Source organism: Streptomyces griseochromogenes (assembly GCF_001542625.1).
Lineage (GTDB): Bacteria > Actinomycetota > Actinomycetes > Streptomycetales > Streptomycetaceae > Streptomyces > Streptomyces griseochromogenes.
In genome coordinates this window covers 6651009-6677700 of sequence record NZ_CP016279.1, presented here as the reverse complement: position 1 = coordinate 6677700, position 26692 = coordinate 6651009, and the positions used below count along the sequence as shown (strand labels likewise).

Genomic DNA, 26692 nt, shown 5'->3' with positions numbered 1-26692 from the left:
TGAGGTGGATGGTCAGCGGACGGTCTTGATGCGGGTGACGGTGAGGGTTCCCACCAGGCCCACGACCATCGTGAACAGGTAGAGAGCGGTGTAGTTGTGCCCCGAGCCGACCGCCAGCAGCAGCGGCGCGAGGGCGGGTCCGATGGACTGCGGCAGGACGTCGGCGCTGTTGATGACGCCGAGGTCCTTGCCGACGTCGGCGGAGTTGGGCAGCACCTCTGTCGCCAGGGCCATGTCCACGGCGAAGTAGAAGCCGGATCCGACGCCCAGCAGAGCCTGCGCGAGATACACCCAAGGCAGTGCGGTGGACATGGCGAGGAGGCCCAGGCCGGCCGCCAGGAGGACGGCGGCCGCGGTCACGAAGGGCCTGCGGCGGCCGGCCCGATCGGACAGCCAGCCGCACAGCACCGCCGTCACGCCGCTGAGGCCGTAGTTGAGCGTGGTCAGCAACGCGACGGTGCCGGCCACGTCACCGTCGGAGATGTGCAGCCGGGAGGTCAGGTAGTAGGCGAGGTAGGGAACGGGTGCGACGGCCGCGAAGAACACCAGAAACCGCGTCAGCCACACCCAGCCGAAGTCCGGATGACTGCGGGGATCGGTCCAGAAGCTGCCGAAGAACTCCCGTGCGGAGAAAGGGACTTGGCCCGACGGGGCCCTCCCGTCACGCAAGGGCACGGCGAACAGGGTGATGACGACGACCGCCACCGCCGCCGGCACCAGGAACCCGGCGGCACCCGCCGAGAACTGGGCGGCCGCTCCCATGCCGATCGGTACGGCCAGCCGCTGGCTGAACCCTACGACGCCGGAGACCATGCCGCGCTGCGAGACGGGGACATGCTCCGGCACGGTGGCGGCGAGCGCGGCGATGGTCGCGTTGAAGCAGAGCTGCGCCAGACACCAGCCGACAGCGACGGCGACGACGGACGGGACCATGGCCATGACGGCCAGGCCCACGGTCCCGCCGAGCACCCCGCCGATCAGCCAGGGCCTGCGTCGCCCGAAGCGCGAGGACGTGCGATCCGACAGCCGCCCGGCCAGGGGGTTGGCCAGCAGGGCGACCAGGGCCCCGAGGCTGGCCACCACCGCGAGGCTGGTCTCCTTGTGCCGGGGGTCGACATCCTCGACGCGCAGGGCGAGGGTGACCAGCGCGACGGACAGGACCGCGCTGTACAGGCCGAGGTAGCCGAGGCCGAGCCGGACCACGAATGCGCGTGACACCCGTGGCCCGGTCTCGGTCGCCGAAACGGCAGTTGTCATCGTGCGTCCGTGCTCGTCCCGCTGCCGGTCGGTCGTCCTCGGTGCGCGGCCGGTTCCTCGCCCAGTCGGACGAGCGAGCTCGCCACGCTGTCGAGGAGGTCCTGCCACGCCTTCTCGAACGCCTTGACCCCCTCGGCCTCCAGCACCTCCACGACGTCGTCGTAGTCGATGCCGGCTCCGGCCAGCCCCGCGAAGACCCCCGCGGCCTGCGCGTACTGGCCGCGGACCGTGTCGCCGTGGATCTCGCCGTGGTCGGCCACGGCGTCCAGGGTCGCCTCCGGCAAGGTGTTGACCGTGCCCGCGGTCACCAGGCCGGTGACGTAGCAGGTGTCCGGGTAGTCGGGGTTCTTGGTGCTGGTCGAGGTCCACAGCAGGCGCTGCGGATTGGCCCCGGCCGCCTGCAGCGCCCGCCACCGCGGGGAGTCGGCGATCTCCTCGTACACCTCGTGGGCCAGGCGGGAGTTGGCCAATCCGGTCCGGCCGCGCAGCGCCAACGCCTTCTCGCCGCCGATCTCCTCCAGCCGCCGATCGGTCTCGGTGTCGAGCCGGGAGACGAAGAAGGAGGCCACCGACTCGATGCCGGAGAGGTCGTGGCCCGCTTCGAGCGCCGCTTCCAGACCACTGAGATAGGCGTCCGCCACCGCTCGGTACCGGTCGATCGAAAAGATCAGCGTCACGTTCACGCTGATGCCCTCCGCGATGGCCTGGGTGATCGCCGGGAGCCCCGCCCGGGTGGCGGGGATCTTGATGAGCACGTTGGGCCGGTCCACCATCCACCACAGCTGCCGGGCCTCGGCGACCGTGGCCTCCGTCCGGTGGGCCAGCCGGGGATCGACCTCCAACGAGACGCGCCCGTCGTGCCCTGACGTACGGTCGAACACCGGCCGCAGGATGTCGGCCGCCGCACGCACGTCCGCGGTGGTCAGCACGCGGACCGCTTCCTCCGCGGTGACCCCGCGCAGGGCCAGGTCCCGCAGTTGCGCCTCGTACGCCGATCCCGAGTCGCCCGCGATGGCCCGCTGGAAGATGGACGGGTTGGTGGTGACCCCGACGACCGCCTTGTCCCGTACGACGGCGGCGAGATTGCCGGAGACCAGACGCTCGCGGCTGAGGTCGTCCAGCCATATCGAGACGCCGTATTCGCCCAGCTGCCCCAAGGGGTCCCGTAATGGTTCGCTCGATCGCTTGGTCATAGACATGATGCCTCCTCGCCGGTGCGGTCTCAGGCCTTGATCGCGGCGCCGGCGTCCACCGGCAGGGTCGCGCCCGTGACATAGCGGGCCTCCTCGGAGGCCAGCCACAGCACGGCGTTGCTGATGTCGATGGACTCCACCCAGGGGACGGGGATGACACTCAGCGCGGCGGCGGCCTCGGCGAACTCCTCACGGGACGGGTCCTCGACATCGGGCAGCAGCAGCCTGCGCCCGGTGATGTTCTGCACCATGTCGGTGTCGACATTGCCCGGGTGGATGCTGTTGACCCTGATGTAGTAGGGCGCCAGCTCGTTGGCGAGCGAGCGCATCAGGCCTACGAGCCCGTGCTTGGAGGCCGCGTAGTGTGCCATGTTGGGCCGCCCGAGGGTCCCGGCGACCGAGTTGGTGAAGATGATGGAACCGCCGCGGCCTGCCTCGATCATGTGCGGGATGACGGCCCGCACGGTGTTCCACGCACCGGTGAGGTTGACGTCGAGCATGTCGCCCCACTGCTTGTCGGAGAGCTCCCAGGCCCGTCCGAGCGAGCCGATCCCGGCATTGGCGCACACCACGTCGATGTGGCCGAACTCCGCCAGGCCGGCGTCGACCGCCGCCCGTAACTGCTCCGGCTCCCGTACATCGGCGCTGACGGTGAGGATCTTCCCGCCCTCGTTCTCGACGAGCCGCCGGGTCTCCTTGAGATCGTCGCTGGTCGCCAGCGTGTAGTGGGTGCTGCCGACCTCCTGGCAGATGTCGGAGGCGATGATGTGCGCGCCTTCCTGGGCCAGCCGGACGGCGTGCGAGCGTCCCTGTCCGCGAGCGGCGCCGGTGATCAGGGCGACCTTGCCCTCTACGCGTCCCATGTGATCGTTCCTTCCATGCAACGGATGCGGGGGTTGAGGATGTTCAGGATGCTTCGGTGACGACCAACTGTGTGCTCTCGGCCTTCGCTCGCAGAGCGCGCACGGCGGCGGCCGGGTCGTCGGAGGCGTAGACGGCAGAGCCGGCCACGAAGGAGTCCGCTCCCGCGGCCGCGCATCGCTCGATGGTGGCCTCGTTGACGCCGCCGTCGACCTGTAGCCACAGAGGTATCTCCCGGCCGCTCACGCGCCGGAGGGAGTCGATGGCCTCGCGTGCCCGCCGGACCTTCTCCAGCGTGAACTCCAGGAACTTCTGGCTGCCGAAGCCGGGTTCGACGGTCATCACCAGGAGCGTGTCGACTTCCTCGAGCAGCCCTTCGTAGGGCAGGAGGGGAGTGGCGGGGCTGAGTGCGAGTCCGGCCTGGGCGCCCGCCGCCCGGATCGCCCGCAAAGTGCGGACCGGCGCGTGGGTGGCTTCCGCGTGGATCGTCACGCTGCCCGCCCCCGCCTCGGCGTAGTCCGGGGCCCAGCGGTCCGGGTCGGCGATACCGAGGTGGATGTCGAGAGGCAGCCGCACGTTCTTCACGAGGGACTCGACCACCGGAAGCCCCACCGTGAGATTGGGAACGAAGTGGTTGTCCATCACGTCGACATGCAGCAGGTCGGCGTCGTCGGCCACCGCGTCCGCCTCGTCGGCGAGCCGGGTGAAGTCGGCCGCGAGGACGCTCGGCGAGATGCGTAAGGTCATAATTCGGCTCCGGGAATCTTGAGGGAAATGCCGTCCGGGAGGACCTGGAAGGTGAGGGAGCCCACGCCGTCGGCCACGGCATGCGCTTCGCGCAGTGCGTTGTCGTCGTGCGTCCGGAAGCGCACAGCGATCGTCGTCATGCCGGCGGCCATGGCCGCGGCGACGCCCATGGGGGAGTCGTCGATCCCCACCGCAGTGGCGGGATCGACGCCGATCTTCTGCGCGGCGAGCAGGAACCCCTCCGGATGGGGCTTGGGTTGCCCGACGTCATCCGCGCTGACGAGGACATCGGGTACCGGAAGGCCGGCGCTGCGCAGCCGAGCCTCCGCCACCTCCGTGTCGTTCGATGTGACGATGCCCCAGCGGTGCCGGGGGAGTGCGGCGAGCACCTCTGCCGCGCCGGGCAGCGCCACCACTTTCGCGACGCGGGCCCGCTCTGCGAGTCTGACCCGCTCCGCGTGGTCCAGGATCTCCTGCTCGGACAGGTGCGGAAGCATCGTCCGCACGATGTCGCTGCGCTTTTGCCCGTAGAACCGCGCCAGGTCGAACTCCTCGCCCACGCCGACCGATCGGGCCCACTCGCCCCAGCAGTCCTCTGCGTCCGCGTAGGAGTCGACAAGAGTGCCATCCAGATCGAACAAGATCGCACTTCTGATCATGTGCATGCCTTCCCGAAGAAGGGGATTCAGCAGCTGGCATATTCACCCTAGGTGGGACGACTGTTGATCTTGCGTAGGCGAATCAGTCCCTCCGCTTCCGCGTGCGCGATGCCGCCCACCTGCGAAGTCAAGGCCCGTGACAGGAAATTCTTCGTCTATGACCGATTCACAAGCGGCTGGAACCCGGGGTTACGCCTGCCCCGCGCTGAAGGCCGACGGCTCCCCGGCGTCCGCACCCTCATCGACCGGGAAGCCCATTGAGTGCTTCCGTCATCCCCCGGGTGTCGACAGCGGCGATCTCCTGACGCTATTTTTCTTACGTGTATAAAAACTTACGAGGGGGACTCCGGAGTGTGGTTGGCGGCGGTGGCCGTACCGGCGTCGGCCGCTACGCCCTGGGCCTGGCCTTTGCCGCCGTGCTGTTCGTACTCGCGGCGGCCGTGGCGATCGGTGCGCTGCCCCGCAGCCGGGTCGCGACATCCGAGCCGCGACCCGTCCCCCACCTGGACAACCGACTGGAAGGAACGCCGTCATGACGACGACACCTCTCTCATCCATCGACCTGTTCGCCTCGGCGCTGCACATCCACCCCAACGGCAACATCCGAGTCGCCGAACGGCGGATGACGAGCGGCGACTCCGGCGCCTGGCAGATCGCGACGTTCCACGTGGAGACCGACGCCGACGTCCACGCCGACCACTGGGAGATGCACCCGGAGGCCGAGGAGGCGGTGTGCTGTCTGACCGGCAGCGTCCGCCTCTACTTGCGTCCCGCCTCGCCCGGCGGCATCCAGGACATGGTGCGGTTGCAGGCAGGCCATGCCGTGATCGTCCCGCGCGGCCGCTGGCACCGCCTGGAGCTGGACGCCCCCAGCGACCTGATGTCGATCACCCTTCGCCACGGCACCCGCCTCGAAAAGCGCACCGACACCCACTGACGTCCGTGGGGCCCAGCGCTCCCGGACCTCGCCGTTCCACTCGGCGTGCACGCACCGCAGAAGTCGGGCCAGAGCCGCCACTTCTCGTGAACAGAGCCGGCTGTTCGGCGAGGGCCGTTCGCTCGGTCGGGGCGATGGTCAACGCCGCCCGCCTCGGCCATGCTGGACGCCTCCGCCACGCTTTCCGAGAGTGAGCCGCATGTTCGAGCCACGTCCCAAGTTCGCAGTCCTCGGCGCGGGCAGCATCGGCTGCCATCTCGGCGGCAGCCTTGCCGTAGCCGGCGCCGACGTCACCCTGATCGGCCGGCCGGCGGCGATGGACGTTCTGCGGGAGAAGGGGCTGACGCTCAGTGACTCGGTCCGCCCGCCCCGATATCTGCCGCCCGACCGGCTGGCAGTCGCCACCACGCCCGACGCCGCCGCCGAGGCGGACTACGTGCTGGTCACCGTGAAGACCGCGGCCACCGAGGCCGCCGCTCGGGAGCTGGCCGCTCACCTCAAGCCCGGCGCGGTCGTGGTGAGCTTCCAGAACGGGCTCCACAATCCGGCAACCCTCCGCGCCGCCCTCCCGGCGGCCCGGGTGCTGGCCGGAATGGTGCCTTACAACGTGGTCCAGTCCGAGCCGGGCACGGTGCATCAGGGGATGCCGGGCACCCTGATGGTGGAAGACGACCCGGAGGCGGCCCGGTTGATTCGCGCCTGTACGGAGGCGGGCCTGGCCATCGAGGCGCGCGGCGACATCGCCGAGGTGCAGCATGCCAAGCTGCTGATGAATCTCAACAACGCCGTCAACGCTCTCTCCGGCCTCCCGCTGCGCGCACAGCTTGCGCAGCGCTCGTACCGGCTGTGCCTCGCGATGTGCCAACAGGAGGCCCTCGCGGCCTACCGCGCCGCGGGCATCCGCCCCGCGCGGCTCGGCCCGGCGCCGGCCTGGCTCACCCCGTACGTACTGCGCCTGCCGGACACCCTGTTCCGCAGGGTGGCGGCCTCGACGCTGCGCATCGACGCGCACGCCCGCTCCTCGATGTGGGAGGATCTGCAGCGCGGCAGGCCCACGGAGATCGACACGCTGCAGGGCGAGATCGTCGTGCTGGCCGAACGGCACGGCCTGAAGGCGCCGGCGAACAACCGCCTGGTGGCCCTGGTCAGGGAGGCGGAGGGCGCGGAGGCCGGGACGGGGAGGAGCCGTACGGGGCTTGAACTGCTGGCCGAGCTCCGCAGGGCGGCGCGGCCCTGACGGGATCTCTGCCTCGGCGGCGAGGTTGAGCAGCTCCGTCACCGATGATCGCTTTGGCGCGGCCTGAGCCCACCTGGTCGGGGGACCGGGTGGGCAGCGGCGCGTAGAAGGGCTCGGTGGCTCAGACCCCTGGCCGCAGGACGTGTTCGCCGAACCCGGGCAGGCCGACTCTCTCTGCCGGGCGCCTTACGGGCGCCAGTCCGCCTCCAGGTCATGGGAGTCGGTCTTGGTGAGCTGGGTCAGTCCGGTGCCGTCGGCCCGTACCAGGTAGAGGTGTTCGGGGTCCCCGTCGTCGGCACCGCCTCTGGTGAACACCAGGCGGTTGCCGTCCGGCGACCACGAGGGGTTCTTGTCGTTGAGGCGGGCGGCGGTGATGCGGTGCAGTCCGGTGCCGTCGGGGCGGACGAGGTAGAGGTGAGCGAAGCCCGAGGAGTCCACGCGGCTGAAGGCGATCCGGCCGCCGTGCGACCAGTCGGGCGTCCAGTCGTGGGAGCCGGATCCGGTGACGGCCGTCTGGGCCAGGGTGGACAGCCGGATCCGCATCACCCTGCTGTGCCCGCCCGCGTCCGCGCGGTTGAACGCGAGGTACTTGCCGTCCGGGGACCACGTCGGATGGAGGTCGTCCGCCGTGGTGTGGGTGAGCCGGGTGGCCGGGGTGCCGTCGATGTCGGCCACATAGATCTCGCGCTGGGTGCCGACCGGCTTGGCGTAGGCGATCCGCTTGCCGTCCGGGGACCACGCCGGGTCGGAGGCGCCCTTGGTGCCGGGGACGGCCTTCAGGTCGCCGCCCGTGGTCTTCATCGTCCAGATGCCGTCGATGGCGCCACCGGATCCATAACGGACGAAGGCCACCCGCTTGCCGTCCGGGGACCAGGTGGGCATCACGTCGCTGACGGTGGAGGTGTGGGTGAGCGCGACGGGCGTGCCGCCACCGGGGGAGATCGTGTAGAGATCTTCGACGGGCGCTGCCGCGGTGTAGCGGGCGAAGACGATCGAGTGGTCCACCGCCGCCCCCGCGTCTCCTGCGGCGCCGAGGGTCAGTGGTACGGCCACGGCGAGCGCTGTGGCGGTTACCGCGGCCAGGCGGCGCGGGATTCTGCCGTCTCCGCCGGCCTTGCCGATTCTTCGAGCTCGTCCGGTGGTTCTGCCGTCGCTGGTGCGGTGTTGTTGGCGTGTCAAGGTGTCCACCCCGATCCCTCCCCGCGGCCCGTTGCGGGCCGCTCCGGCCGGTAAACATCCCACCTGGTGGGGCTCTGGGGAAGCGGCGGCATGTGGTGGTACGAACCCTGTGACATGTTCCGTACGTCGCTGTCACATGCGATGCGATGCGATGCGGTGTGGCCGCCGTCGTTGCTCCGGCGGACCCGGGCGGGGAGGGTGCGGTGCTCGGCGGCGGCCTGCTGTTCGCGGCGACGCGGAACCGGCTCGACCCCGGAGAGTCCTCGGAACGGGCCGTCGGAGGCGACATGATGTGCCTCCGACGACCCGCGCTTCGGTGCGAAGCGGAAGAGGTCAGCCAAGTCCTGAGCGGCCCATCGGTGTCATCCGGCAGCCGACATCGGCGCGCCGAACACGGCCGGAGCAAGGACCAGGCCGGACGTGCGAGCGGCGGTTCCGTGCCCGTACTTGTCGGTGAACCGGCGCACGGCGAAGGCCGAGACCAGGGCGAGCGGGTAGACGATCATCACGGCCTGCTCGAAGCCGGTTCTCGGACCGGCCTTACCAGCAGTTCTTGATGACCTGGTCGACGCCGAGGATCTCGGCCGCGATGGCGCCGATGCCCGTGCCGGACTCCTCGAACACCTCCATGATCGCCTTCTTGAAGCTCTTCTTGCCGCGCTTCTTCTTGTCCTGGATCTTCTTGACGACCTTCTTGACGCCGCCGAGTCTGTCGATGGCCTTGTTGACCTTGTAGATCTTCCCGATGGCCAGGAGGTTCGACCCCACGGCCAGCAGGATGCCCCGGACGCATCCACCGGCGTTGAACTTCCTCGGCTGGACGCCGCCTCACCGGCCGTGTCGCCGAGGCGTGCCTGCAGCCACTGCCGGGTGGCTTCCTGCCCCTGCGCGAGTACCTCGTCAGGGATTTCGTCGATGAGATCGAGGGTCTCTTCGAGGCCGCGGAAGGCGTCGTCCTCGTTCAGTTTGTCCAGAACCCCGAGGCCGTCTTTCGCAGGGTCCTCACCCGAGAGCGCGCGGGACCGCTCCAACCATCCGACGTCATAGGGTGGTTGATCGCGCTCACGCAGAAGGAACCCCGGATCCACTCCAGCGGCGATGGACCTCCAGCTACAGGTGGGTGCCGCGTCTACAGGTCGTTCAGCAGTACGGCCGCCCCGTCGAAGCGCCCCGCCTTCAGATCGCTCAGCGCCCGCTGGGCTTCGGAGAGGGGATAGGGATGTGTGGTGGCCCGGACGCCGTGCCGGGCCGCGAGGTCCAGGAAGTCCCGGCCGTTGTCCCGGGTGTTGGAGGTGACGCTGCGCACCTCTCTTTCGTAGAACAGCTCGCTCTCATAGTGCAGGACGGGGATGTCGCTGAGATGGATGCCCGCGATCGCCAGTACGCCGCCCCGGTCCAGTGCCCGCAGTGCCACCGGTACGAGTTCACCGGCCGGGGCGAACAGGATCGCCCCGTCGAGCGGCTCCGGCGGCAGGTCGTAGGCTCCACGGGCCGATGCACAGCCGAGGTCGAGAGCGAGCTGTCGGGAGGCCTCGTCGCGGGTCAGGACGTGCACGGTGGACCCCTGCGCCAAGGCGACCTGCGCACACAGGTGAGCGCTGCCGCCGAATCCGTACAGCCCGAGGCGCCCGCCCGGCGGCAGCGACGTCCGCAGCAGCGCCCGATAGCCGATGATGCCCGCGCACAGCAACGGTGCCAGTGCGACATCGTCCATGTCTGTCGGCAGCCTGTACGCGAAGGCGGCCGGAACGGTGGTGTACTCGGCGTAGCCGCCGTCCGCGTCCCAGCCGGTGTACTCGGAGCCGGGGCAGAGGTTCTCGTCCCCGCGCAGGCAGTACCGGCAGGTGCCGTCCGTGCGGCGCAGCCACGCCACTCCCACGCGCTCGCCGACGGCCCACCCGCTCACGTACGCGCCGATGGCGGCGACCACGCCGACCACCTCGTGCCCGGGTGTCACTTCCGCCCGGCGCACCGGCAGGTCCCCCTCGGCGACGTGCAGATCGGTACGGCACACACCGCACGCCCCCACCCGCACCAGCAGCTCGCCGGATCCCGGCACCGGGACGGGTCGCTCCACGAGCCGCAGCGGATTCTGCTCGACGGGCCCCGGCTGGGCCACCACCCATGCGCGCATCGACTGCGCCCCCGTTCTGTCCACGGCTGCCCCTTCCAGTGTGGGCCAGTACCGCGGTCGCCGCCCGGTATGCACCGACGGCAAGGCGCGGGAAGCGGACAATGAGGCCGGTCGTCCCGGTGATCGCCGATCGCCACCGGCCCGGCGCGAACCGCCGAGCAGGCCGCACCTGATTCCGCTGGTGCCGTTCACGCGGCCGCCTGTGCCTGCGTGACGTGGAGCGTGACACCGGGCCGGCCCTCGACGACTGACCACGCCTGCGAGAAAAGCGCTGGTGCTGGAGGTGAAGGCGGCGTCATGGTGAGGCGCATGCACATTTCCGAGTGCCGCGCCGAGGATGTCGTCCTGCTCGACCAGCACCTGCCGTCGGGCGGCACAACCTCGTTCCATGCCCGGCGCTTCGTTCGCCATACCGCAGGAAGCAGCACGTATCTGGTCGCATGGAACGACGGCTGTCCGGTGGGCAATGGCGAGGTCCGGTGGAACGGCTGTTCCGCCCCGGAGGTCCAGGCCGCCTTCCCGGACTGCCCGGAGATCAACGGCCTGCATGTCGCCGAACCGCTGCGCGGCACCGGGATCGGCACCGCTCTCATACGCCGTGCCGAACGACTCGCAGGACAACGGAGCACGCGCACCATCGGACTGGGCGTCGACGACCACGGCAATCCTCGGGCCGCAGCGCTCTACACCCGCTTGGGATACCGGCCGACAGTCCGCTACGTGGACCGCCGGTCCTACATCGATCGGGACGGCATCGAGCACCACGTCGAAGACCCCTGCGTCTTCCTCGTCAAGGAACTCACCCCGGACACCGTCGATGCTGACGGCCGACGCAGCCGGATTTACTGACTCCACGGTGTGGACCGCATGTCGGGACGCTTCGTAGCGGATCACAATCAGGCCGGGCCTCGCATCCGTAGGAAAGGGAAATGGTCTCCGCAGGAGGGTGGCCGGGCGGCCCCTGAGCACACCACAGTGACAGGCGAAAACTGTTGCCGAGAAAGCGAATCCCCTCGTTTGCTGGAAAAGGCCATAACAGCCGTATGGCTCCTCGCAGTCGACGAGAAAGAACCACAGCACCATGGGAAAGCACCGCAAGCCCTCAACTTCGCATGTCACTCGGAGGGTGAGCATGGGCATAGCCGCCGCTGCCATGGGGGCCACGGGCCTCGGGCTCGGCGCCACGGCCGCGCAGGCAGTCGAACCCGATGCCTCACAGCAGGTGACGCAGGGGGTCGGTGACCCGGAGAGTACCGCTCAAGCCTCTGGGGCGGACACCCGGCAGCAGGTGGAGGAGCCGTCGGACAGTGCGTCCGCGCCCGCCGCTGTCCAGGAGCCCCGGGAGCACGCAACCCCCGCTGATGACACCGGTGACGAGCGCAACCGCCGTGACCTCGCGCAGAACCCGGCCGTCGAGTACACGGTCGACGACGCGGAAGGTTACACGGACTTCGTGCAGCGAGTCCGAGACGCGGTGAGCGAGCCTGTGCCGGGAATACAGGGCCCCTACGGTTTCCACCAGACCAGGGATTCCGACACCCCGATCGACATTCGGCTCCGTTCCGGGAGCGGGGCCACGGATCCGGCCATCGACTTGCTGGTCCGCCCCAACGACCTTTATGTCGTCGGCTGGCGCAACCAGGACCACACCTACCTGCTCGACGGTGAACACGTACCCGATCCCCAGAGCTACGAGGACGCTCGCTTCGGAGCCAGCTACAGCGCCCTGCAGCAGGCCACACGCACGCGGGGCAGGGAGGGGGAGGAGCATCAGTACGCACGTCAGGACATCCCGCTCGGACAGCAGGCCATGGTGAATGCCATCCGGACCCTCGCGAGCAACGGCTCGTCCGTCCCCGAGCGCGCACGGGCGATGACCGTACTGGTCCAGATGGTCAGCGAAGCCGCTCGTTTCAACGGCGCTGCCCAGTCCTTCACCGGCGGGGTACGCGACAGGGGGCACACGAGGTGGTACACGGGTGCACCCGCGAATGCGGCGGTGCAGGACATGGAGAACAACTGGGCCGACCTGTCCGCAGCCTTGGCCGACCTGCAGAACGGTCAGTCCGTACGGCATCCGGTGACGATCAACGGACAGCAGGTCAACAGCCTTCAGCAACTCGGCGTGCTGCTGAGCGTGGCCAACCGGAACTCCCTGACCACGACGGCGCCCTCGCAGTCGCCGTCGGAGCCGCCGGCTGCCCAGCCGCTGCCGGCACCGGACCCGGCAGGCCAGCAGGCGCGTCCCTGGCCCGAACCGCCCAGGTCCGACGGCTGAGGTGACATGGTGCCCCTGCCATCATGGGGCCGGGCCCGGGCGGGCAGGGGCACCCTCACCGGACTCCGGATTCGTCGCGCATCGAGCAGCGAAGCCCTGGCTCGGACGACGAGCCGCTGCGCCAATGAGCGGCCAAGTACGACCGGCCAGGCTCAGCCGGACGCCCGCCCAGGAGCGGATCCCGACCGGCGGAGAGGGCAGGATTCGAACCTGCGTGGGCCCCAGGGGGCCCGACCGTGAGGCATGCTCGCTGGTCCCCGATCAACCACTCCGGGCACCTCTCCCTGTTCCCGGCCCCGGTGGTGTCCCGTGCCGTTCACATGAACAAGGACGCGCGACGTCGCCGGGCACGGCGAAGGTCACCACGGCGCCCCGGCCGTCCCGCAGGGCCGGGCGCGGCCGGTCGGTGGGCAGATGCAGCGGCTCGACACCTTCCAGCGCGGTACGCCAGGCAGCCAGGCCCGGGGCCAGCAGGTCGTCGCCGAGATGGGTGCGCTGCCAGACGGCGTGGTCCGCGTACTGCAGCGCAGGGACGGGAGATTCCGCGCCCGCGTACAGCGCCCGGAAGTCCCGTTCCAGGGTGACGGCCGACCATCCGTCGCAGGCGATGTGATGCAGCGTCAGCAACACGGTGTCGCCGGCGCCGTCCGAGCGGACCAGGAGCGCGCGCCAGACCGGGCCGTCGGCGAGATCGAAGCCCCGGCCGAGTTCCGCCGTGGCCTCGGCGGCCAGGTCCGTGGTCGCTGCCTCACGCAGCTCGACGCCGGCTTCCCCCACGACCTGCCGCGGCTGGTCGCCGATCACGGGGTAGCGGGTGCGCAGGATCTCGTGGCGCCCGGCGAGCGCCCGCAAGGCCGCGTGGACGGCATCGAGGTCGGCCCGTTCGCCGAGCCGTATGAACAGCGGAACGGTGAACTCGGTGCTGCCCGGCGTCAGCCGGTCCAGGAACCACAGCCGCTCCTGGCCGAACGAGAGCGGCAAGGCGTCCCCGCGCTCGACCGGTACGACCGGCGGCAGGCCCGTCCCGGCCGCCTCCAGCAGCTTCGCCTGGGACCGCACGGTGAATGCCCCGTACAGGTCCTGGACGGTGATGTCCGCGGTGCCGCCGGACTCGGTGCCCCTCCGTGCTGCGCCTGCTCGTCGAGGAGCCGGGCTGGGAATCGTGCGACTCGCTGCGGGCCTCGGCACCGCGGAAGCCGGGAACGTCCAGCAGTGGCTCAAGCAGGCCGCCTTCAAGCGGTTCGCGAGCGGTGACGGGCCGACGTCCGCCGACTGCTGAACCAGGCCGTCCCGGTCTGTCGGCTGCCGATGACGCTCATCCACGGAGGCAGCCGGCCGATGCGGGTTCCAAGGGTCGGCTGGTCCAGCCGACCCTTGGACTCACCGATTCGGGTGGTCGGTGAGTCCAACGGCGCGTTGTGGGTCAGGAAGCGACGAAGCCTTCCGACTGGTCGAGGCGGAACGGAGAGCCCGGGCTCCGGGGTGCCCATCCATGAGCGAGAGCGGTGCGGATTCCGGCAGCGACGTCGCGCGGCAGGACGGGAGTGCCCGGTGCACCGAGCCAATTGCCCGGGTGTGGCTGGTCGGTGGTGACCACCAGTGTGGTGCCGGGAGATTCGGCGTGTTCGACCGCATAGGTGAGGGGCGACCGGACCAACCCCTGGTCATAGGTCGGCCTTCCGCGCAGCCTCCAGCGATAGGGGACGTCGTCGACGCTTATGCGGCGTGATCCCCTCTTCACCAATGCCATGCCCACGTCCTTTCTTCCGGCGACGATAGTGAACGGTCACCCGTCATGTCGCGTGACTTCCGTGGGCCGAGTTCAGCGCGCTGTCCGCAATTCCGTGCTGGGGCGCGTATCGAGTCGTGATCGAGGGTGACTGAGCGCTTCACTCCGGCGACGATCGCCGGAGTGAAGCGCTCAGCACATCGGGCGCCGTGGTGCACGGGTCCCTGTGCGCCGGACAGATTGCGCTCGAAGAACGTGAGGACGGTTCCATGACGGCTCGAAGCGGTCACCGTGCCGGCATGGGCAGGTCTCTGCCAGAGCCTGAGAAAGCTGCCGATGCTCAAGTGAGGGCCGATTCCAGCCGCCCGGGTGGGGCCGCCGAACGACCTCACAGTCAATGACCTGTGCGCGGGTGAGGGCCGGTTGGGTGTGGGCTGAGGGACTTGTCTCACCGCGAGTCGGCGGGGATCATGACCGCGTGCAGCGCCAAGAGGAACTCCACGAACTACTCGCATGCGCCGGACTCACGGTCGTCGAGGACGTGCGCCCGGGCAGCTTGTTCCCGCCGGAGGCCGGCTGGCGGATCGCGCGGGGGATCGCGGCGCCGGACGGAGTGGCCCGCGAAGCACTCGATGCCGCGTGGTGGCGCCGTCTTTGCGGTGTCGACGGTGAGTTCCTTGTGGCCGTCCTCAGGCACCGGATCGGCGGCAACGACTCCTGGTGGACCCGGGTCCGGCACGCCGGGAGCGGCGTGCCGGAGTTGACCGGCGACCCCGGGTTCGTGGCGCTCTCCCTCGACGGGCAGGTGCTGCTGGCGGAGGTGCCCGGCGCGGACGGGCCTCGGGTGACGGCCCTCGACCGACTGCCGGAGCGGCTGGAGGAGGCCGCCGCGGCCGCCGGGCTCGAGACGGAGGTCGAGCGCGCCGAGGTGTGGGCGGCGGTGCCCGGCCGACGTGCGTGGCCTCTGCACTGGGCGGAGGGGATAGGGTCCAATCCGGCCGCGACGGACGAACTGCTGATCCGGCTGCTGGATGTGGAGGAGGGCTTCCTGCACGGATGCGACCGGCCCGCCGTCCTCGACGCCGCCGTGGCGCACCCCGATCCGCGGGTGCGGTCAAGGCTCGCCGACACCTTCCGGCCCAAGCTCACGTCCGATCAGTGGGTACACCTGGTCCGCGCCGAGCCGTCGCCGAATCGACGCGTGCTCTGGGCGGAGCATGCCTGCGTCTGGGGCGCCGAACTCCCCGAGGACCTGTACGACGACCTCCTCGCCAGCCCGTCCCGCGCGCGAGCCGCCGAACTCCCGGGGCTCCCCGCACAGCACCTCCCTGGCCTCGCGGCCGACGCCGATCCCCGGGTGCGGGCGGCGGCCTGTGCCCGGTGGGAGGACCTCGCTGCGCCGCTGCGGGAGCGGCTGCTGGCCGACACCGACCACGCGGTGCGAACGGCTGCGCTGCTCGCCCACCACACCGGCGTACCCATGCCTCGCGAGGTTTTCGCCGCCCTGCCCGACCCGCGGCGGGCGCTCGAACGGTGCCGCCTCGCGCCCGAGTTGGAGGCAGAGCTGGTCCGGGACGGGGACGCGGAAGTACGTCGGGCGCTGGCCGCCAACCCGGGCCTGGGCGCACACGGCGTCGCCGTGCTGGCGGAGGACTCGCAGGACGACATCCGCTCCGCAGTGGCGCTGCGCCCCGACCTCACCGAGGAGCAACGTGCCGCGGTACGCCACGACTTCGACCCGACGTCGATGTCGCACACTCTGCCCTGGGTCGAAGACCTGCACGGTGACGCCGACGCGATGCGCCGTCTCGCCGCGTCGTCCCACCCGCTGGTCCGCCGCAGTGTGGCCCGAGCCCGGCACCTCCCGCCGGATGTCGTGGCGCGCCTGGCGCGGGACGAGGACCGGGTGGTCCGCCTGTTCCTCGCCGAATCGTGCGAGGACGCGCCGGCCGACATGCTGCTGGAGGTCTGGCGCTGGTGGGACGGCAGCTTCAGCCACCCCGACCGGCCCCGCAGCCACCCCAACTTCCCCCGTACGGGCCTGCTGCGCTACACCGCCGACCCCAGCGGGCGGATGCGCCGCCTAGCCCTGGACGATCCGGAGTCGACACCGGTCGACGTCGCACGCCTGGCCCGGGATCCCGAAGCCGAGGTGCGCCGCCGCGCGGCTGAGGACCCCCGGCTGTCACCGGCCGACGCGGTGCGGCTGCTGAACGACCCGGAGGCCCACGTCCGCGGCACAGCGGTGCGCAATCCGCGGCTGCCAGCCCGCGTCCTGGCCGGACTGCTGCACGACCGCGACACGGCATGCGCAGCGGTCACCAACCCGGCGATCCCGGTCCCCGTCCTGCACCGCATCCTTACCGCGGCCGCGGCAGCCGTGGCAGCCCCGCGCTGAACACCGACACCCCGCACGGAGGCCAAGCCGGTCCGACGCTGAACTGCGGCACGCCTAGCCGGCCACCCCTACTCCAACTCCGCGAGTACCCGCCGTACCCGGTCGTACGTGCGCCGCCGGCGCACCTGCGGGTTGGCCGCAAGGTCGTTCGGCGGCTCCACCCGGGCGGCTGGAATCGGCCCTCACTTGAGCATCGGCAGCTTTCTCAGGCTCTGGCAGAGACCTGCCCGTGCCGGCACGGTGACCGCTTCGAGCCGAGCCGCCGCGGAATGCCCGCGCGCCGGACCAGTGCGTCCACCAGGTCGTTGACGGCGTCCGGTCGCATCGGTGCCCCGATCGGCGCCCGGAACAGGTTGACCAGCAGGAAGTCACTGTTCCCAGCGTCCTGTCTGGTGGCGTTCAGCGACGTACTGGTCGAGTGTTTGGACGGAAACGAAGTCCAGCGGAACTACTCTGCTTCGACGGGACTTCGCCCAGGCGCTGTTGCTGTTGGCCCGGCGGTGGACATGCACGTGGGCCCCTTCGACCGAGCAGCCCAGACTGGCGTTGTCGACCAGCAGATGCACGTCGCTGCGTCGCAGACCGGCGAGCTCGCCACGGCGCGGGCCGACCCGGGCCATGAGCAGAACGATCAGGCGGTCCCGGGCCGACCGGCAGGCCCGGAACATGGCCACGGTCTCGACGTCGGTGGCCCGGTCGACCACCGTCTCAGGCTCGTGCAGCCTGTGCTGAGCCCGCAACCGGTAGTCAACCTGGCATCTTCTGCCTGGGCTTCGAGCGGCAAATCGCGCGAGTCCGCCAGATCGTAGATCTGCCCGAGGATCCACGGCGGCGCTTCATCCCTGCCGATCGCGAAGGCCAGGAATCCGCGTACCGCGGTGAGCACCTTGTTGATGCGCCGCTCGCCGCGCACCGGCTGCGTGCCCGGTCCGCGGACCACCTGCTGGTCCTCGGCGCCAGCCGGAACGTACTTCAGCCATACCATGAACAAGCCCATGTCGGTGGCCGCCACCCGCCAGTCGCGGCCGGTGCGAAGGCACCACCGCAGATACAGAACCACCGAGCCGGCACAGGCCCTCGTTGCCGACTCGGCCCGGTCCTGACCGAACGGACGACCTGTTGAGCACGACTCGGTAGGCGCCCTGGTACGGCAGCAGTCGCCCCGAGGGGGTCCTGTGGTCGATCGTGTCGTCGCGAGGAGAGGTGGACCGGCGGCTGAGGTGAACGCGAGTCCGACGGTTCATGATGTCCTCCTCGTGACCCGTGCTCTACGAGGGTCTTCCGCGCGGCGTTCCGGCACATCGTGCCTGTGGAGGCATCCGACCTGCTTCTGCGGCAGGAGTGGTGGGGGCCGGTTCCTCACGGGGGAGGAGCCGGCCCCTAAGGGTGGCGACGGCTCAGCTCAGGCCGAGGTCGGAGAGCGCCGTCGTCCAGTCGGTGATGATGGCGTTCTGCGCGTCGGAGAGGCTGACGTCACCGGCGCAGACGGCCTTCTTCAGCTTGTTCTCGACGGAGTCCTTCTGCGAGGAGGTGCCGTCGCCGGAGTGCGGCTCGGGCCAGAGGTTCTCCTCGCTCCTGGGGGCGCCGCCGAGTTCGAGCGGGACGAAGTGGTCCTCCTCGTAGTCCGAGAGGCTGGTGTCGGAGTAGCCGTACTCGGCGATCTGCTTCTTCTTCAGCGCGTTGGTGTAGGAGGTGGGGGGCCGCACGGTCGCGGTCCAACCGGAGACACAGATGGTCGAGTCGATGGTGTCCTGGGTGACGTCCGGGTTGAGGGCGCCGGGCGTACAAGCCGGGTCGGGCAGGGGGAGGTAGCCCTGGCTGCAGCTCGCGGCGTGGGCGGAGCCGGTGGTGACGGTGAGGCCCGCGGCGGCGAGAGCCAGGGTGGAGAGGGTGGTCACCAGGGGGCGCGATATTCGGGACATGTGGGGGTCTCCCGGTGCGGTGCCCGGCAGGATTCCGGGCGATCGTGAGCATGACAGCACCGGGAGTATCTATGCGAGTAGACCCCTTTGCCTGACCGTGGGCCCCTTTGGTTGAACGTTTATTCAGCCGAGAGTGGTTGGGGGTGAAGTCTTGAAGCGGCCTTGACGGCGGGCTCGGCGAGGGTGATTCGGCACGTCTCCACGTAGTATGACGGCTTGTCAACTATGCACCATGGGCCGTGTGAACGCCTGCTGAACCAGTGATTTCCGCGTGCCGCTGTCAGTCCGCGTACAGCCGTGACCGGCCGTCCGTCGTGCCTTCCTCCGTCACGGATGGCCTGCGGAGGTGTCGGCTGCCCAGAAGAGCGGCTGAGACTGCCAGTAGGCCCGCGGCGGCGGGCACCAGGTACCCAGCCCGTGCGCCCGAGGTGTCGACGACCCAGCCTGCTCCGGTGGAGCCGAGCGCCAGGCCCATGGCGAGCCCGGTTCCGGTCCACGTCATGCCTTCGGTGAACTTGTCGCGCGGAACGTGTTGTTCCAGCAGGGCCATCGTGGTCACCATGGTCGGTGCGACGCACAGCCCGGCGATGAAGAGCAAGGCCGCCAGCGCATAGAGGTTGCCGGCGAGCGGCAGCGGAAGCACAGTCACCGCCATCGCGCACAGCCCGATGCACCAGTTGCCGAAGGGCGTGCCCTTGAGGTGCAGCAGTCCGAAGACGACGCCCGCGCCGCAGGAGCCGAGCGCGTACGCGGCGAGCGCCAGGCTTGCCGCGCCCTTGTGGCCTTCCGCCTCGGCGAAGGCTACCGTCACGACGTCGATGGAGCCGAATATCCCGCCGATGGCCGCAAAGGTCGCGACGAGAACCCGCAACCCGCGCGAGCCCATCGCCGTCCCTCCCCGGTGGCCGGCCGCAGCATGCCTGCGGGGCTCGGTGGCGCGCTGGGCCGTCAGCCAGAAGACTCCGACGAGGAGGAATCCGACCGCCATCAGTACCCCCGCCTGCGGGAACCACGCGATGGACAATCCGATGGAGGCGACGGGCCCGACGATGTAGCACACCTCGTCGACCACGGCTTCCCAGGAATAGGCGGTGTGCAGTTCACGTGGCGACCCCTGGTGGACCTCGGCCCAACGCGCCTTGACCATCGAGCCGACGTTGGGCGCGCAGCCGATTCCGGCAGCGCAGGGGAACAGGACCCACTCCGGCGCTCGCTGGTCGAAGCAGACGACGAACGCCGCCGCGGCTACGGCGGCGGCGAGGGCGGTGGGGCGCAGGACCCTCGCCTGACCGTGCCGGTCCACCATGCGCGAGGTCTGCGGGCCGATCGCGGCGGCGGACAGCGCGAAGGTCGCCGACAGGGCGCCGGCCAGGCCGTACCGGCCGGTGAGCTGGGATACCAGAGTGATGATGCCGACGCCCGTCATGGTGAGCGTCAAACGCCCGAGGAATCCGGCGGCGGTGAAGGACGCCGTGCCGGGCGCGGCGAATATTCTCCGGTAGGGGTTGGGCGACGCAGGCTCCGGTTCAGACATGGGCGCCCGTTGCCGCGGTCACGGAACTCAGAGCCGAGGTGAGGAGCGGTACGTCGCGGGTGAGCGGAACACTGATCCGGGCCCAGCCGGACAGGCCGAGCCCCGCCATGTCCCGGATGTGGATCCGGTGCTGGTCGGCGAGGCGCTCGATGATGCCCGGCGCGTCGTCGCCGAGGTGTGCGAGAAGGAAGTTCGTCTGCGACGGCAGACTTCGGACTCCCATCGCCGCGAGCCCCGAACTCAGCACCTGGCGGGCTACGGCGCAGTCGTCGACGACGGTCCTCAGGTGGTCCTGGTCGGCGAGCGCCGCCGCGGCGGCGGCCAACGCCACCCGGTTGGTGTTGTACGGCAGGGCCGTGCGGATCGTGGCCATGGCGGCGATGAGATCCCCGTCGCCGAGTGCGTAGCCGCAGCGCAGGCCTGCGAGGCCATATGCCTTGGAGAAGGTCCGCAGCACCACGACTCCCTCGCCGTGGAGGTGGGGCAGACCACTGCCGAACCGAGTCGCATCGGCGAACTCCGCGTATGCCTCGTCGAGGACGAGCAGGGCTCCCGCGTCGCGGCACACCTCGACCAAGGTCTTCACCTGCTCGGCGTTCAGGGCGGTGCCCGTCGGGTTGTGCGGGTTGCACACCACCACACAGGCGGCCCCGGACGCGGCTTCGCACACACCGTCCAGATCGATTCCGCCCGCCGTGGCCAATGGCACGGTGGTCACGGCATGGCCGGTGATCTCGAGTGAGGCGGTGTAGCCGGCGAATGTGTTGGCGGTCACCACGGTGGGCCTGGCATTGCCGGACATCGCGAGTGCGACGAGCAGGATGATCTCGTCCACGCCGTTCCCGACAATGACGTTCTGCTCGGGGAGCCCGTAATGCGTGGCGAGCAGTCCGCGCAGCGGCTCGCCGTCGGAGTGCGGATACCAGTGGGTGCGCTCGATCTCGGCGCGTGCGGCGGCCAGGGCTTTCGGCGAGGCGCCCACCGCGTTCTCGGACAGGGCGAGCCGCATCATGTCGTGGGGATCATGGGCGACCGGACTGGCCCGGAAGGGCGCCAGCGTGGGAAACGTACGTACTGCGTGTACACGTTGGGACGTCATCGTGTCTTCCTGACGGTGAGCCGTATGAGGGACTTCGATCGGCACTCGGCCTACAGCGAGCCCTCGTCGAACGTGGCTCCCAGCTCCAGGATGTAGTCCAGGACTCCGGTCATGTGGTGTTCCTCGATGCGCGGGTTGGCGGCCATGAAGCGCAACGGGTAGAGCGTCACGCCGTACTTGAGAACGCCGTCGTCATCGGGCAGGCCGAAGTGGTGCAGGTGCCAGGTGCCGTCGGCCAGCATGCGCTCATGGATACGCAGGTTGGCCTCGTTGATCCGCTCGATGTCCGGAGCTGTGACGTCGACGTCCGCAGGTATGTACATGAACGTGACGGCCATCATGTCCACCGTGTGCAGGCGAATCAGCCGGTCGTGGGAATCGACCAGGTCGGCGAAGCGCAGGGCTTTGTCGACGCGGTCCTCCGCCAGTTTCGCGAGTCCCGACCGGCCGTGCGTACGCATCATCATCCACAGCTTGAGCGACAGCCACGCCTTGGTCCCGATGAACGGGGTGACCTGACCGCAGTCGAAGTCGTCGCCCATGATGAGGCCGGAGTGGCTGGAGATGGCCTTGAGGCTTGCCGGGTCGCGGACCAGGAGCGCCCCGAGGCTGTGCGGAACGGCCATCACCTTGTGCGGGTCGACCGTCACGCTGTCGTAGTCCTCGATGCCCGCTATCTTGCCGCACAGCCGATCGCTGAAGGAGCACATCAGTCCCCAACAGGCGTCGGCGTGCAGCCAGATACGCTCGTCGGCCGCGCGCACGACGTCGCGCACACCCCGCAGATCGTCCACGGTCTGTGTGCGGCTGTCTCCGGCGTATACCACCACGGACATGATGCGGCCCTCGTGCTCCCGCAGCGCCCGCTCCAGGGCCTTGAGGTCGTAGCGGAAGCCCTCGGTGTCCACTTCGATGACCTGGTAGCCGAGGCCGATCCACTTCAGTGCGCTCTTCACGCTGTAGTGGCCGATGTCGCGCGGTACGACGATCGAGAACCGGCCGGGATCCCGCACCCCGGTCTCCATGGTGCCCGGCACCTTGTGTTCCCGGGCGAGCATCATGGCGAGCGAATTGCTCATCGTCCCGCCGTGCGTGATGACTCCCCCGAAGTCGAGCACGGTCTTGAGGTCCTCGACCTGCGGGTTGGTGTAGCCGATCAGCTCCCGCAGCCACCGCAGCGCCGTGGCCTCGATGAAGGTGGCGCTCGGCGAGTCGAAGCTCTGGTTGATCAGGTTCTGCTGCGTCAGAAGGGCCAGTACGCCGCCGGTGAGCGCGCCCACGTCGTCGCCGGTGTCGCCGAAGCCGAGGAACTGCGGGCTCGCCTCGTTCTTGCAGAGCGGCAGCATGGTTTCGGCGAATTCGGCCAGGGCGTCTTCGACTGTGCCCGGGTTGACGGGGAAGGACGAGATCAGCCGGTCCCGGGCCTCGACCGAGGGGATTCGTTCGAGGAACACCTCGGGCTGGAGTTTGAAGTCGAGTCCCAGATTGACGGCCTTCGTCAGCAGCTCGGCCGTCTCGTCGCGGCTTTGGGCGGCGAACGGACGTGTCTGGTCTGTGGTCGTGCCAGGTGGCATTGCAACTCCTGGTCATGGGTTCATGGTGTTCGCGCAGGGGGCGGCAGCGGCCCGATGCGGCGCGCGCGAGTACCTATGGGCACGCCGGAGTCAGGCTCCGCGAGGCACTGATGCCATGCGTTGATCTCCGCCAGAGCGGAGTGATCGCCGGTAGAGCGGAGTGATCCCTGTCAGTACGGAACCGTCCCCGTCAGTACGGAACGATTCCCGTCAGTGCGGAGCGATCTCCGTTTGAGCGGCGCGGCGGCGAGTCGGCCTTTGCCTGCCGGTCCCGGAGTCCTTGCCCTCGATGTACTGGCTCATTTCTTCCCCCCGTGCAGAGCCGAAGACCGGTGGTCAGTCCGGCCAGTGCTCACATCGATCATGGGTCATGAGCATTGCTCTGTCAAAGGAAATTTTTACCAGTCTTGAGGCAACCATTAGACGATGCGGGGTTTCTGACGTCTCGGGTGCTGCGATCGATGGGAGACATGAGATGAAACCTCGTACAGCCATGGGTCGCCGGCCTCGGCCGGCGGTCTCGGGCCCGCTGCCTGGCTGGGCTCCGGCTGCGGCACTGCTCCTGGTCATGACGACGGCCTGCTCCGGCTCCGCAGCGGGGGACGGTGCCGCCGCGGTCGCGAGGCCCGGCGCGGCCGGCGTGGGTGACCGGCTGTTCCCGGCGCTCGGCAACGGTGGCTACGACGTGGCGCATTACGGACTGACGCTGGACTACGTGCCGGAGACCAACCGCCTGAAGGGCACGGCAGTCATCACGGCACGGGCCACCCAGGACCTGAGCCGCTTCGACCTCGACCTGTCCGGGCTGCGGGTGCGCAGCGCCACGGTACAAGGCGAGAAGGCCCAAGTCGCCCGTTCCGGCGACGAGGTGCTCGTGACGCCGGCGAAGACGGTGAGGAACGACGAGGTCTTCGAGACGGTCGTCACCTACGACGGCACCCCCCGCACGATCGAGGGCGACGACGGAGGTCTCGAAGGCTGGATCGAGACCGATGACGGCTCGACCGCCCTGGGCCAGCCGACCGGCTCCATGGCCTGGTTCCCGGGCAACCATCACCCGTCGGACAAGGCCACGTACGACATCACGGTCACCGTGCCCAAGGACGCGGAAGGCGACTTCTACGACGTGGTGAGCAACGGCAGGCTGATCACGGAGGAGGACAAGGGTGAGACGATGACACGGCACTGGCGCACAGAGGAGCCCATGGCCGGCTACCTCGCCCACGTCTCCGTCGGCTACTTCGAGATCCACAAGGGCTGGACACGCGACCACCTGCCCGTCTACGTCGCCGTCGACCCCGACGAGTCCGAGGGCGCCACCGCTGTCGCGGACCTGGTGCCCGAGATCGTCGACTGGGCGGGCGGACGCTTCGGCCCCTACCCCTTCTCCTCGACCGGCGCCATCGTCGACCACCTGCCCGGGCTCGACTACGCCTTGGAGACCCAGACCAAGCCCTACTTCGCCGAAGTGCCGGACGAGGCGCTGCTCGTGCACGAGTTGGCTCACCAGTGGTTCGGCAACTCCGTGACCCCGCGCAAGTGGCAGGACATGTGGCTCAGCGAGGGGCTCGCCACCTACGCGGAGTGGCTCTGGGAGGAGAAGCAGGGCGACAGGGACACCGACGAGATCTTCGAGGACTTCTACGACGGAACGGACGCCGAGAGCGAGGGCATCTGGGCCTTCCCGCCCGCCGATCCGCCCAGCGGAGAGCGCGTGTCCGATCCGCCCGTCTACGGACGCGGCGCCATGGTCGTGCACAGGGTGCGCAAGGCCGTCGGCGACGAGACCTTCTTCGACATACTCCGTACCTGGACGCGACAGCACCGGCACGGCAACGCCGACACCCGGCAGTTCGTCGCCCTGTGCGAGAGCAAGTCCGGGAAGGACCTGACCGAGCTCTTCGACACCTGGCTCTTCGGCAAGGAGAAGCCGTCCCGGATGTGAGGAGAGCGATCCGGTGGGAGAAGGGCTCTCCCCGGAGGGAAAGCCCTTCTCCAGCCGGCAGTGTGCCTTACGCGGGCGGGTACACCAGCGTGATCTCGCGGTTCAGGCCGGTTTCGTCGGCATCCGGGTACATGGAGACCTCACCGTCGGACCACCGCACGAGGAAGTCGTCCGGGTGGCGGTTCTCCGTGTAGTCGCCGGCTCCCAGGATGGTGGCGTGCGTCCAGAGCCGGTTGGGCTTCTTGACCTGGGTCTCGCCATGGAAACCGTTCTGGTCGACGTCCTTGTACAGGGTCAGTTCGCCGTCCGTCCAGCGCACCATGAGATCGTGCTGGTCGTTGCCCGTGAAGTCGCCCGACGCGATCGTCGAGGCGTGCTTCCAGGTGCCGTTGGGCGAGGCGAGCTTCTTCTCCCCGTGGAAGCCGTCGCGGTTGACGTCCGTGTACAGGGTGACTTCACCGTCGCTCCAGCGGACCAGGAGATCGTCGGCCCACTTGTTGCTGGTCGTGTACCGGCCGCCGGTGATGGAAGTGGCGTGCTTCCAGAGGTCGTTGGGCTTCTGCAGCTGGACCTCGCCGTGAAAGCCCTTCTCGTCGACGTCGGGGTACAGCGTCAGCTCGCCGTCGGTCCAGCGGACGATGAGATCGTCGCGGTCGGCGCCGGTGAAGTCGCCCGCGGCCATGGTCGCGGCGTGCTTCCAGGTGCCGTTGGGCCCGGTGAGACGTATCTCCTTGTCGAAGTTGTCGGCCTCCTCCCCGGCGCCGCGGTACAGGGTCAGTTCGCCGTCGGACCAGCGCACGATCAGGTCGGAGTAGTCCCACGTTCCGGGATTGCCGTCCGTGAAGTAGCCACCCGCCATGACCTCGGCATGCTGCCAGGTCTCGGCCTTGCCCAGGACTCCGCGACCGGCAGGCTGACGGTTGTTGACCGCGTCGTCGTACAGCGCCTTGGCGTCGCCGTCGAGGTAGGAGCTGTAGGAGATGTCGTCCTTGTCGCCGCCTGTCTTCCACCCGCCGATGACGCCGATGATGCCCCAGCCGTTGCCCCGCTTGATGAGGAACGGGCCGCCGGAGGCACCGCCGGAGTACTTGTCACAGGCGATGCGCAGGAAGCTGCCCGGGATCTTGGGGTCGGTGCTGTCGTAGCGGACGGTCTTGTCCGTGCAGTCCAACGGGCGCTTCTGGTTGGCCGGGTAGCCGATGAGGCGAGCGGGGTCATGGTTGTACCCGGCGTTGATCATCAGCTCGGCGCCGCCGACGACGTCCTCGACGTTCTTGCCGCCGCGCGGCTCGAGCTGCAGGAAGTTGAAGTCGAGGTCGGCCGCGGCGTCCGGGCCCTTGGCCAGGTATCGCTTGTCGACGTAGATGCGCCCGGGCTTGACGGTGAAGGAGCCGTGCGGCTTCTTGCCGTCGTCGTACTGCGGGACGAACGCGAGGTTCTTGCGCGCGTCCTGATCGTCGAAGCAGTGGCCGGCGCTCATCACGATGTTCTTGCCGGGGCTTTGGACGACCGTGCCACCGCAGAAGCGGCCCGTGTCGGTGCCGTCGTTCCAGAAGAAGGTGCCGACCATGGGCAATCCTTCGAACGGCCGGCTGGCTGCGCGGGGCATCCTGGTCGGAGCCGGAAACTGCTTGGCCTCCTGCTCCTTGACGGGCTTCGCGGACCGCATGCGCTCCGGGGTCCAGTAGTCGTCGGCGTCAGCGGGCGTGAACCCGCGTGCGTCGTCGTCCCCGCCCGCCGGGACGGGGGTCGGCGCAACGGACGGCTGTTCCGCCGGGGCGCTCGGAGTGGTGCTCCCTGAGGGAGTCGGATCGCCCTGGTCAGCGATTGCCGGAAAGCCCGGCAGCAGAATGAGTGCCGCGGCCCCCGCCGCGGAACCCAGTGCTCTGCGTAGCTTCATGTTCGGTTTCCCCCACATCAGATGAGACGCGCGCCACGCCTTCTGGCGTGGCCGCGTCCTGGTCGGTCATGAGATGGTAATGATCAACCATGAGATCGTAAAACCACTT

The 26692-nt window shown here is 69.3% G+C and carries 25 protein-coding genes and 1 pseudogene; 8 read left to right on the top strand and 18 right to left on the bottom strand.

Annotation, left to right across the window (positions count from 1 at the left end):
- Positions 1–12: 12 nt before the first annotated feature.
- From AVL59_RS28665 to AVL59_RS28645, 5 genes are read right to left on the bottom strand one after another with little or no spacing between them, the layout of a single operon-like run.
- The gene (locus tag AVL59_RS28665) at positions 13–1257 is read right to left on the bottom strand and encodes an MFS transporter (protein WP_067310035.1); all 1245 of its coding nucleotides are present in this window, start codon (positions 1255–1257) and stop codon (positions 13–15) included.
- Positions 1254–2450 (bottom strand): transaldolase, encoded by a 1197-nt coding sequence (gene tal, locus AVL59_RS28660; RefSeq protein WP_067310032.1) that lies wholly within the window; start codon positions 2448–2450, stop codon positions 1254–1256. Before tal ends, AVL59_RS28665 begins: the two co-directional genes overlap by 4 nt.
- A gap of 29 nt (positions 2451–2479) precedes the next feature.
- Complete coding sequence (locus AVL59_RS28655; protein WP_067310030.1) at positions 2480–3313, bottom strand: mycofactocin-coupled SDR family oxidoreductase; 834 nt, start codon at positions 3311–3313, stop codon at positions 2480–2482.
- 43 nt (positions 3314–3356) lie between these two features.
- Positions 3357–4058: a ribulose-phosphate 3-epimerase gene (gene rpe / locus AVL59_RS28650; RefSeq protein ID WP_067310027.1), complete on the bottom strand. Its 702-nt coding sequence runs from the start codon at positions 4056–4058 to the stop codon at positions 3357–3359.
- A complete protein-coding gene (locus tag AVL59_RS28645; RefSeq protein WP_079147041.1) occupies positions 4055–4723 on the bottom strand; it encodes an HAD-IA family hydrolase in 669 nt (222 codons plus the stop codon). Before AVL59_RS28645 ends, rpe begins: the two co-directional genes overlap by 4 nt.
- A 347-nt stretch (positions 4724–5070) precedes the next feature.
- Between AVL59_RS28645 and AVL59_RS28640 the strand changes: the two genes are divergently transcribed.
- From AVL59_RS28640 to AVL59_RS28630, 3 genes are all read left to right on the top strand, one after another.
- Positions 5071–5253 carry a hypothetical protein gene (locus tag AVL59_RS28640; protein WP_067310024.1) on the top strand — a complete coding sequence of 61 codons (183 nt, stop codon included), beginning with the start codon at positions 5071–5073 and terminating at the stop codon, positions 5251–5253.
- Positions 5250–5654 (top strand): cupin domain-containing protein, encoded by a 405-nt coding sequence (locus AVL59_RS28635; protein WP_067310021.1) that lies wholly within the window; start codon positions 5250–5252, stop codon positions 5652–5654. Before AVL59_RS28640 ends, AVL59_RS28635 begins: the two co-directional genes overlap by 4 nt.
- Positions 5655–5853: 199 nt before the next feature.
- Positions 5854–6891 carry a 2-dehydropantoate 2-reductase gene (locus AVL59_RS28630; RefSeq protein ID WP_067310018.1) on the top strand — a complete coding sequence of 346 codons (1038 nt, stop codon included), beginning with the start codon at positions 5854–5856 and terminating at the stop codon, positions 6889–6891.
- A gap of 186 nt (positions 6892–7077) precedes the next feature.
- On the opposite strand, the gene AVL59_RS28625 is transcribed toward AVL59_RS28630, so the two are convergent.
- From AVL59_RS28625 to AVL59_RS28615, 4 genes are all read right to left on the bottom strand, one after another.
- The gene (locus tag AVL59_RS28625; RefSeq protein ID WP_159400112.1) at positions 7078–7944 is read right to left on the bottom strand and encodes a PD40 domain-containing protein; all 867 of its coding nucleotides are present in this window, start codon (positions 7942–7944) and stop codon (positions 7078–7080) included.
- Between the two features lie 488 nt (positions 7945–8432).
- Entirely contained in the window at positions 8433–8576 is a 144-nt protein-coding gene (locus AVL59_RS52640; protein ID WP_159400111.1) for a hypothetical protein, read from the bottom strand.
- A gap of 34 nt (positions 8577–8610) precedes the next feature.
- Positions 8611–8838 (bottom strand): hypothetical protein, encoded by a 228-nt coding sequence (locus tag AVL59_RS53715; RefSeq protein WP_067310013.1) that lies wholly within the window; start codon positions 8836–8838, stop codon positions 8611–8613.
- Positions 8839–9199: 361 nt separating this feature from the next.
- Positions 9200–10204, bottom strand: a complete 1005-nt coding sequence (locus AVL59_RS28615; RefSeq protein WP_067310010.1) for a zinc-binding alcohol dehydrogenase family protein — start codon at positions 10202–10204, stop codon at positions 9200–9202.
- Between the two features lie 309 nt (positions 10205–10513).
- On the opposite strand from AVL59_RS28615, the gene AVL59_RS28610 reads away from it, so the two are divergent.
- Complete coding sequence (locus AVL59_RS28610) at positions 10514–11053, top strand: GNAT family N-acetyltransferase (protein ID WP_067317893.1); 540 nt, start codon at positions 10514–10516, stop codon at positions 11051–11053.
- A gap of 283 nt (positions 11054–11336) precedes the next feature.
- On the top strand, positions 11337–12482 hold the full coding sequence (locus AVL59_RS28605; RefSeq protein WP_159400110.1) for a ribosome-inactivating family protein: 1146 nt from the start codon (positions 11337–11339) through the stop codon (positions 12480–12482).
- Between the two features lie 189 nt (positions 12483–12671).
- Here the strand turns inward: AVL59_RS28605 and AVL59_RS52635 are convergent.
- Positions 12672–12766: pseudogene (locus AVL59_RS52635) on the bottom strand.
- Complete coding sequence (locus AVL59_RS56685) at positions 12744–13463, bottom strand: condensation domain-containing protein (RefSeq protein ID WP_372450314.1); 720 nt, start codon at positions 13461–13463, stop codon at positions 12744–12746. Before AVL59_RS56685 ends, AVL59_RS52635 begins: the two are co-directional and overlap by 23 nt.
- Between AVL59_RS56685 and AVL59_RS55070 the strand changes: the two genes are divergently transcribed.
- Entirely contained in the window at positions 13378–13761 is a 384-nt protein-coding gene (locus tag AVL59_RS55070) for a hypothetical protein (protein ID WP_237281703.1), read from the top strand. The two genes, AVL59_RS56685 and AVL59_RS55070, sit on opposite strands and share 86 nt — an antisense overlap.
- 928 nt (positions 13762–14689) lie before the next feature.
- Positions 14690–16609 carry a hypothetical protein gene (locus tag AVL59_RS28595; protein WP_067310003.1) on the top strand — a complete coding sequence of 640 codons (1920 nt, stop codon included), beginning with the start codon at positions 14690–14692 and terminating at the stop codon, positions 16607–16609.
- 368 nt (positions 16610–16977) lie between these two features.
- On the opposite strand, the gene AVL59_RS52630 is transcribed toward AVL59_RS28595, so the two are convergent.
- The 6 genes from AVL59_RS52630 to AVL59_RS28570 all read right to left on the bottom strand — a co-directional run bounded on the left by AVL59_RS52630 (position 16978) and on the right by AVL59_RS28570 (position 22738).
- On the bottom strand, positions 16978–17229 hold the full coding sequence (locus AVL59_RS52630) for a hypothetical protein (protein WP_159400109.1): 252 nt from the start codon (positions 17227–17229) through the stop codon (positions 16978–16980).
- Positions 17230–17240: 11 nt separating this feature from the next.
- Positions 17241–17669, bottom strand: coding sequence for a hypothetical protein (locus AVL59_RS52625; protein WP_159400108.1), 429 nt, complete (start codon positions 17667–17669; stop codon positions 17241–17243).
- 337 nt (positions 17670–18006) lie between these two features.
- Positions 18007–18531 (bottom strand): hypothetical protein, encoded by a 525-nt coding sequence (locus tag AVL59_RS28585; protein WP_067309997.1) that lies wholly within the window; start codon positions 18529–18531, stop codon positions 18007–18009.
- A gap of 280 nt (positions 18532–18811) precedes the next feature.
- Entirely contained in the window at positions 18812–20065 is a 1254-nt protein-coding gene (locus tag AVL59_RS28580; RefSeq protein WP_067309994.1) for an MFS transporter, read from the bottom strand.
- Positions 20058–21164: a pyridoxal phosphate-dependent aminotransferase gene (locus AVL59_RS28575; RefSeq protein WP_079147036.1), complete on the bottom strand. Its 1107-nt coding sequence runs from the start codon at positions 21162–21164 to the stop codon at positions 20058–20060. Before AVL59_RS28575 ends, AVL59_RS28580 begins: the two co-directional genes overlap by 8 nt.
- 50 nt (positions 21165–21214) lie before the next feature.
- The gene (locus AVL59_RS28570) at positions 21215–22738 is read right to left on the bottom strand and encodes a pyridoxal phosphate-dependent decarboxylase family protein (RefSeq protein WP_079147035.1); all 1524 of its coding nucleotides are present in this window, start codon (positions 22736–22738) and stop codon (positions 21215–21217) included.
- 493 nt (positions 22739–23231) lie between these two features.
- Between AVL59_RS28570 and AVL59_RS28565 the strand changes: the two genes are divergently transcribed.
- Positions 23232–24683 (top strand): M1 family metallopeptidase, encoded by a 1452-nt coding sequence (locus AVL59_RS28565; RefSeq protein ID WP_067309989.1) that lies wholly within the window; start codon positions 23232–23234, stop codon positions 24681–24683.
- Between the two features lie 67 nt (positions 24684–24750).
- Here AVL59_RS28565 and AVL59_RS28560 read toward each other — a convergent pair whose 3' ends face one another.
- Positions 24751–26253 (bottom strand): trypsin-like serine peptidase, encoded by a 1503-nt coding sequence (locus AVL59_RS28560; protein ID WP_067309987.1) that lies wholly within the window; start codon positions 26251–26253, stop codon positions 24751–24753.
- Positions 26254–26692: the final 439 nt, after the last annotated feature.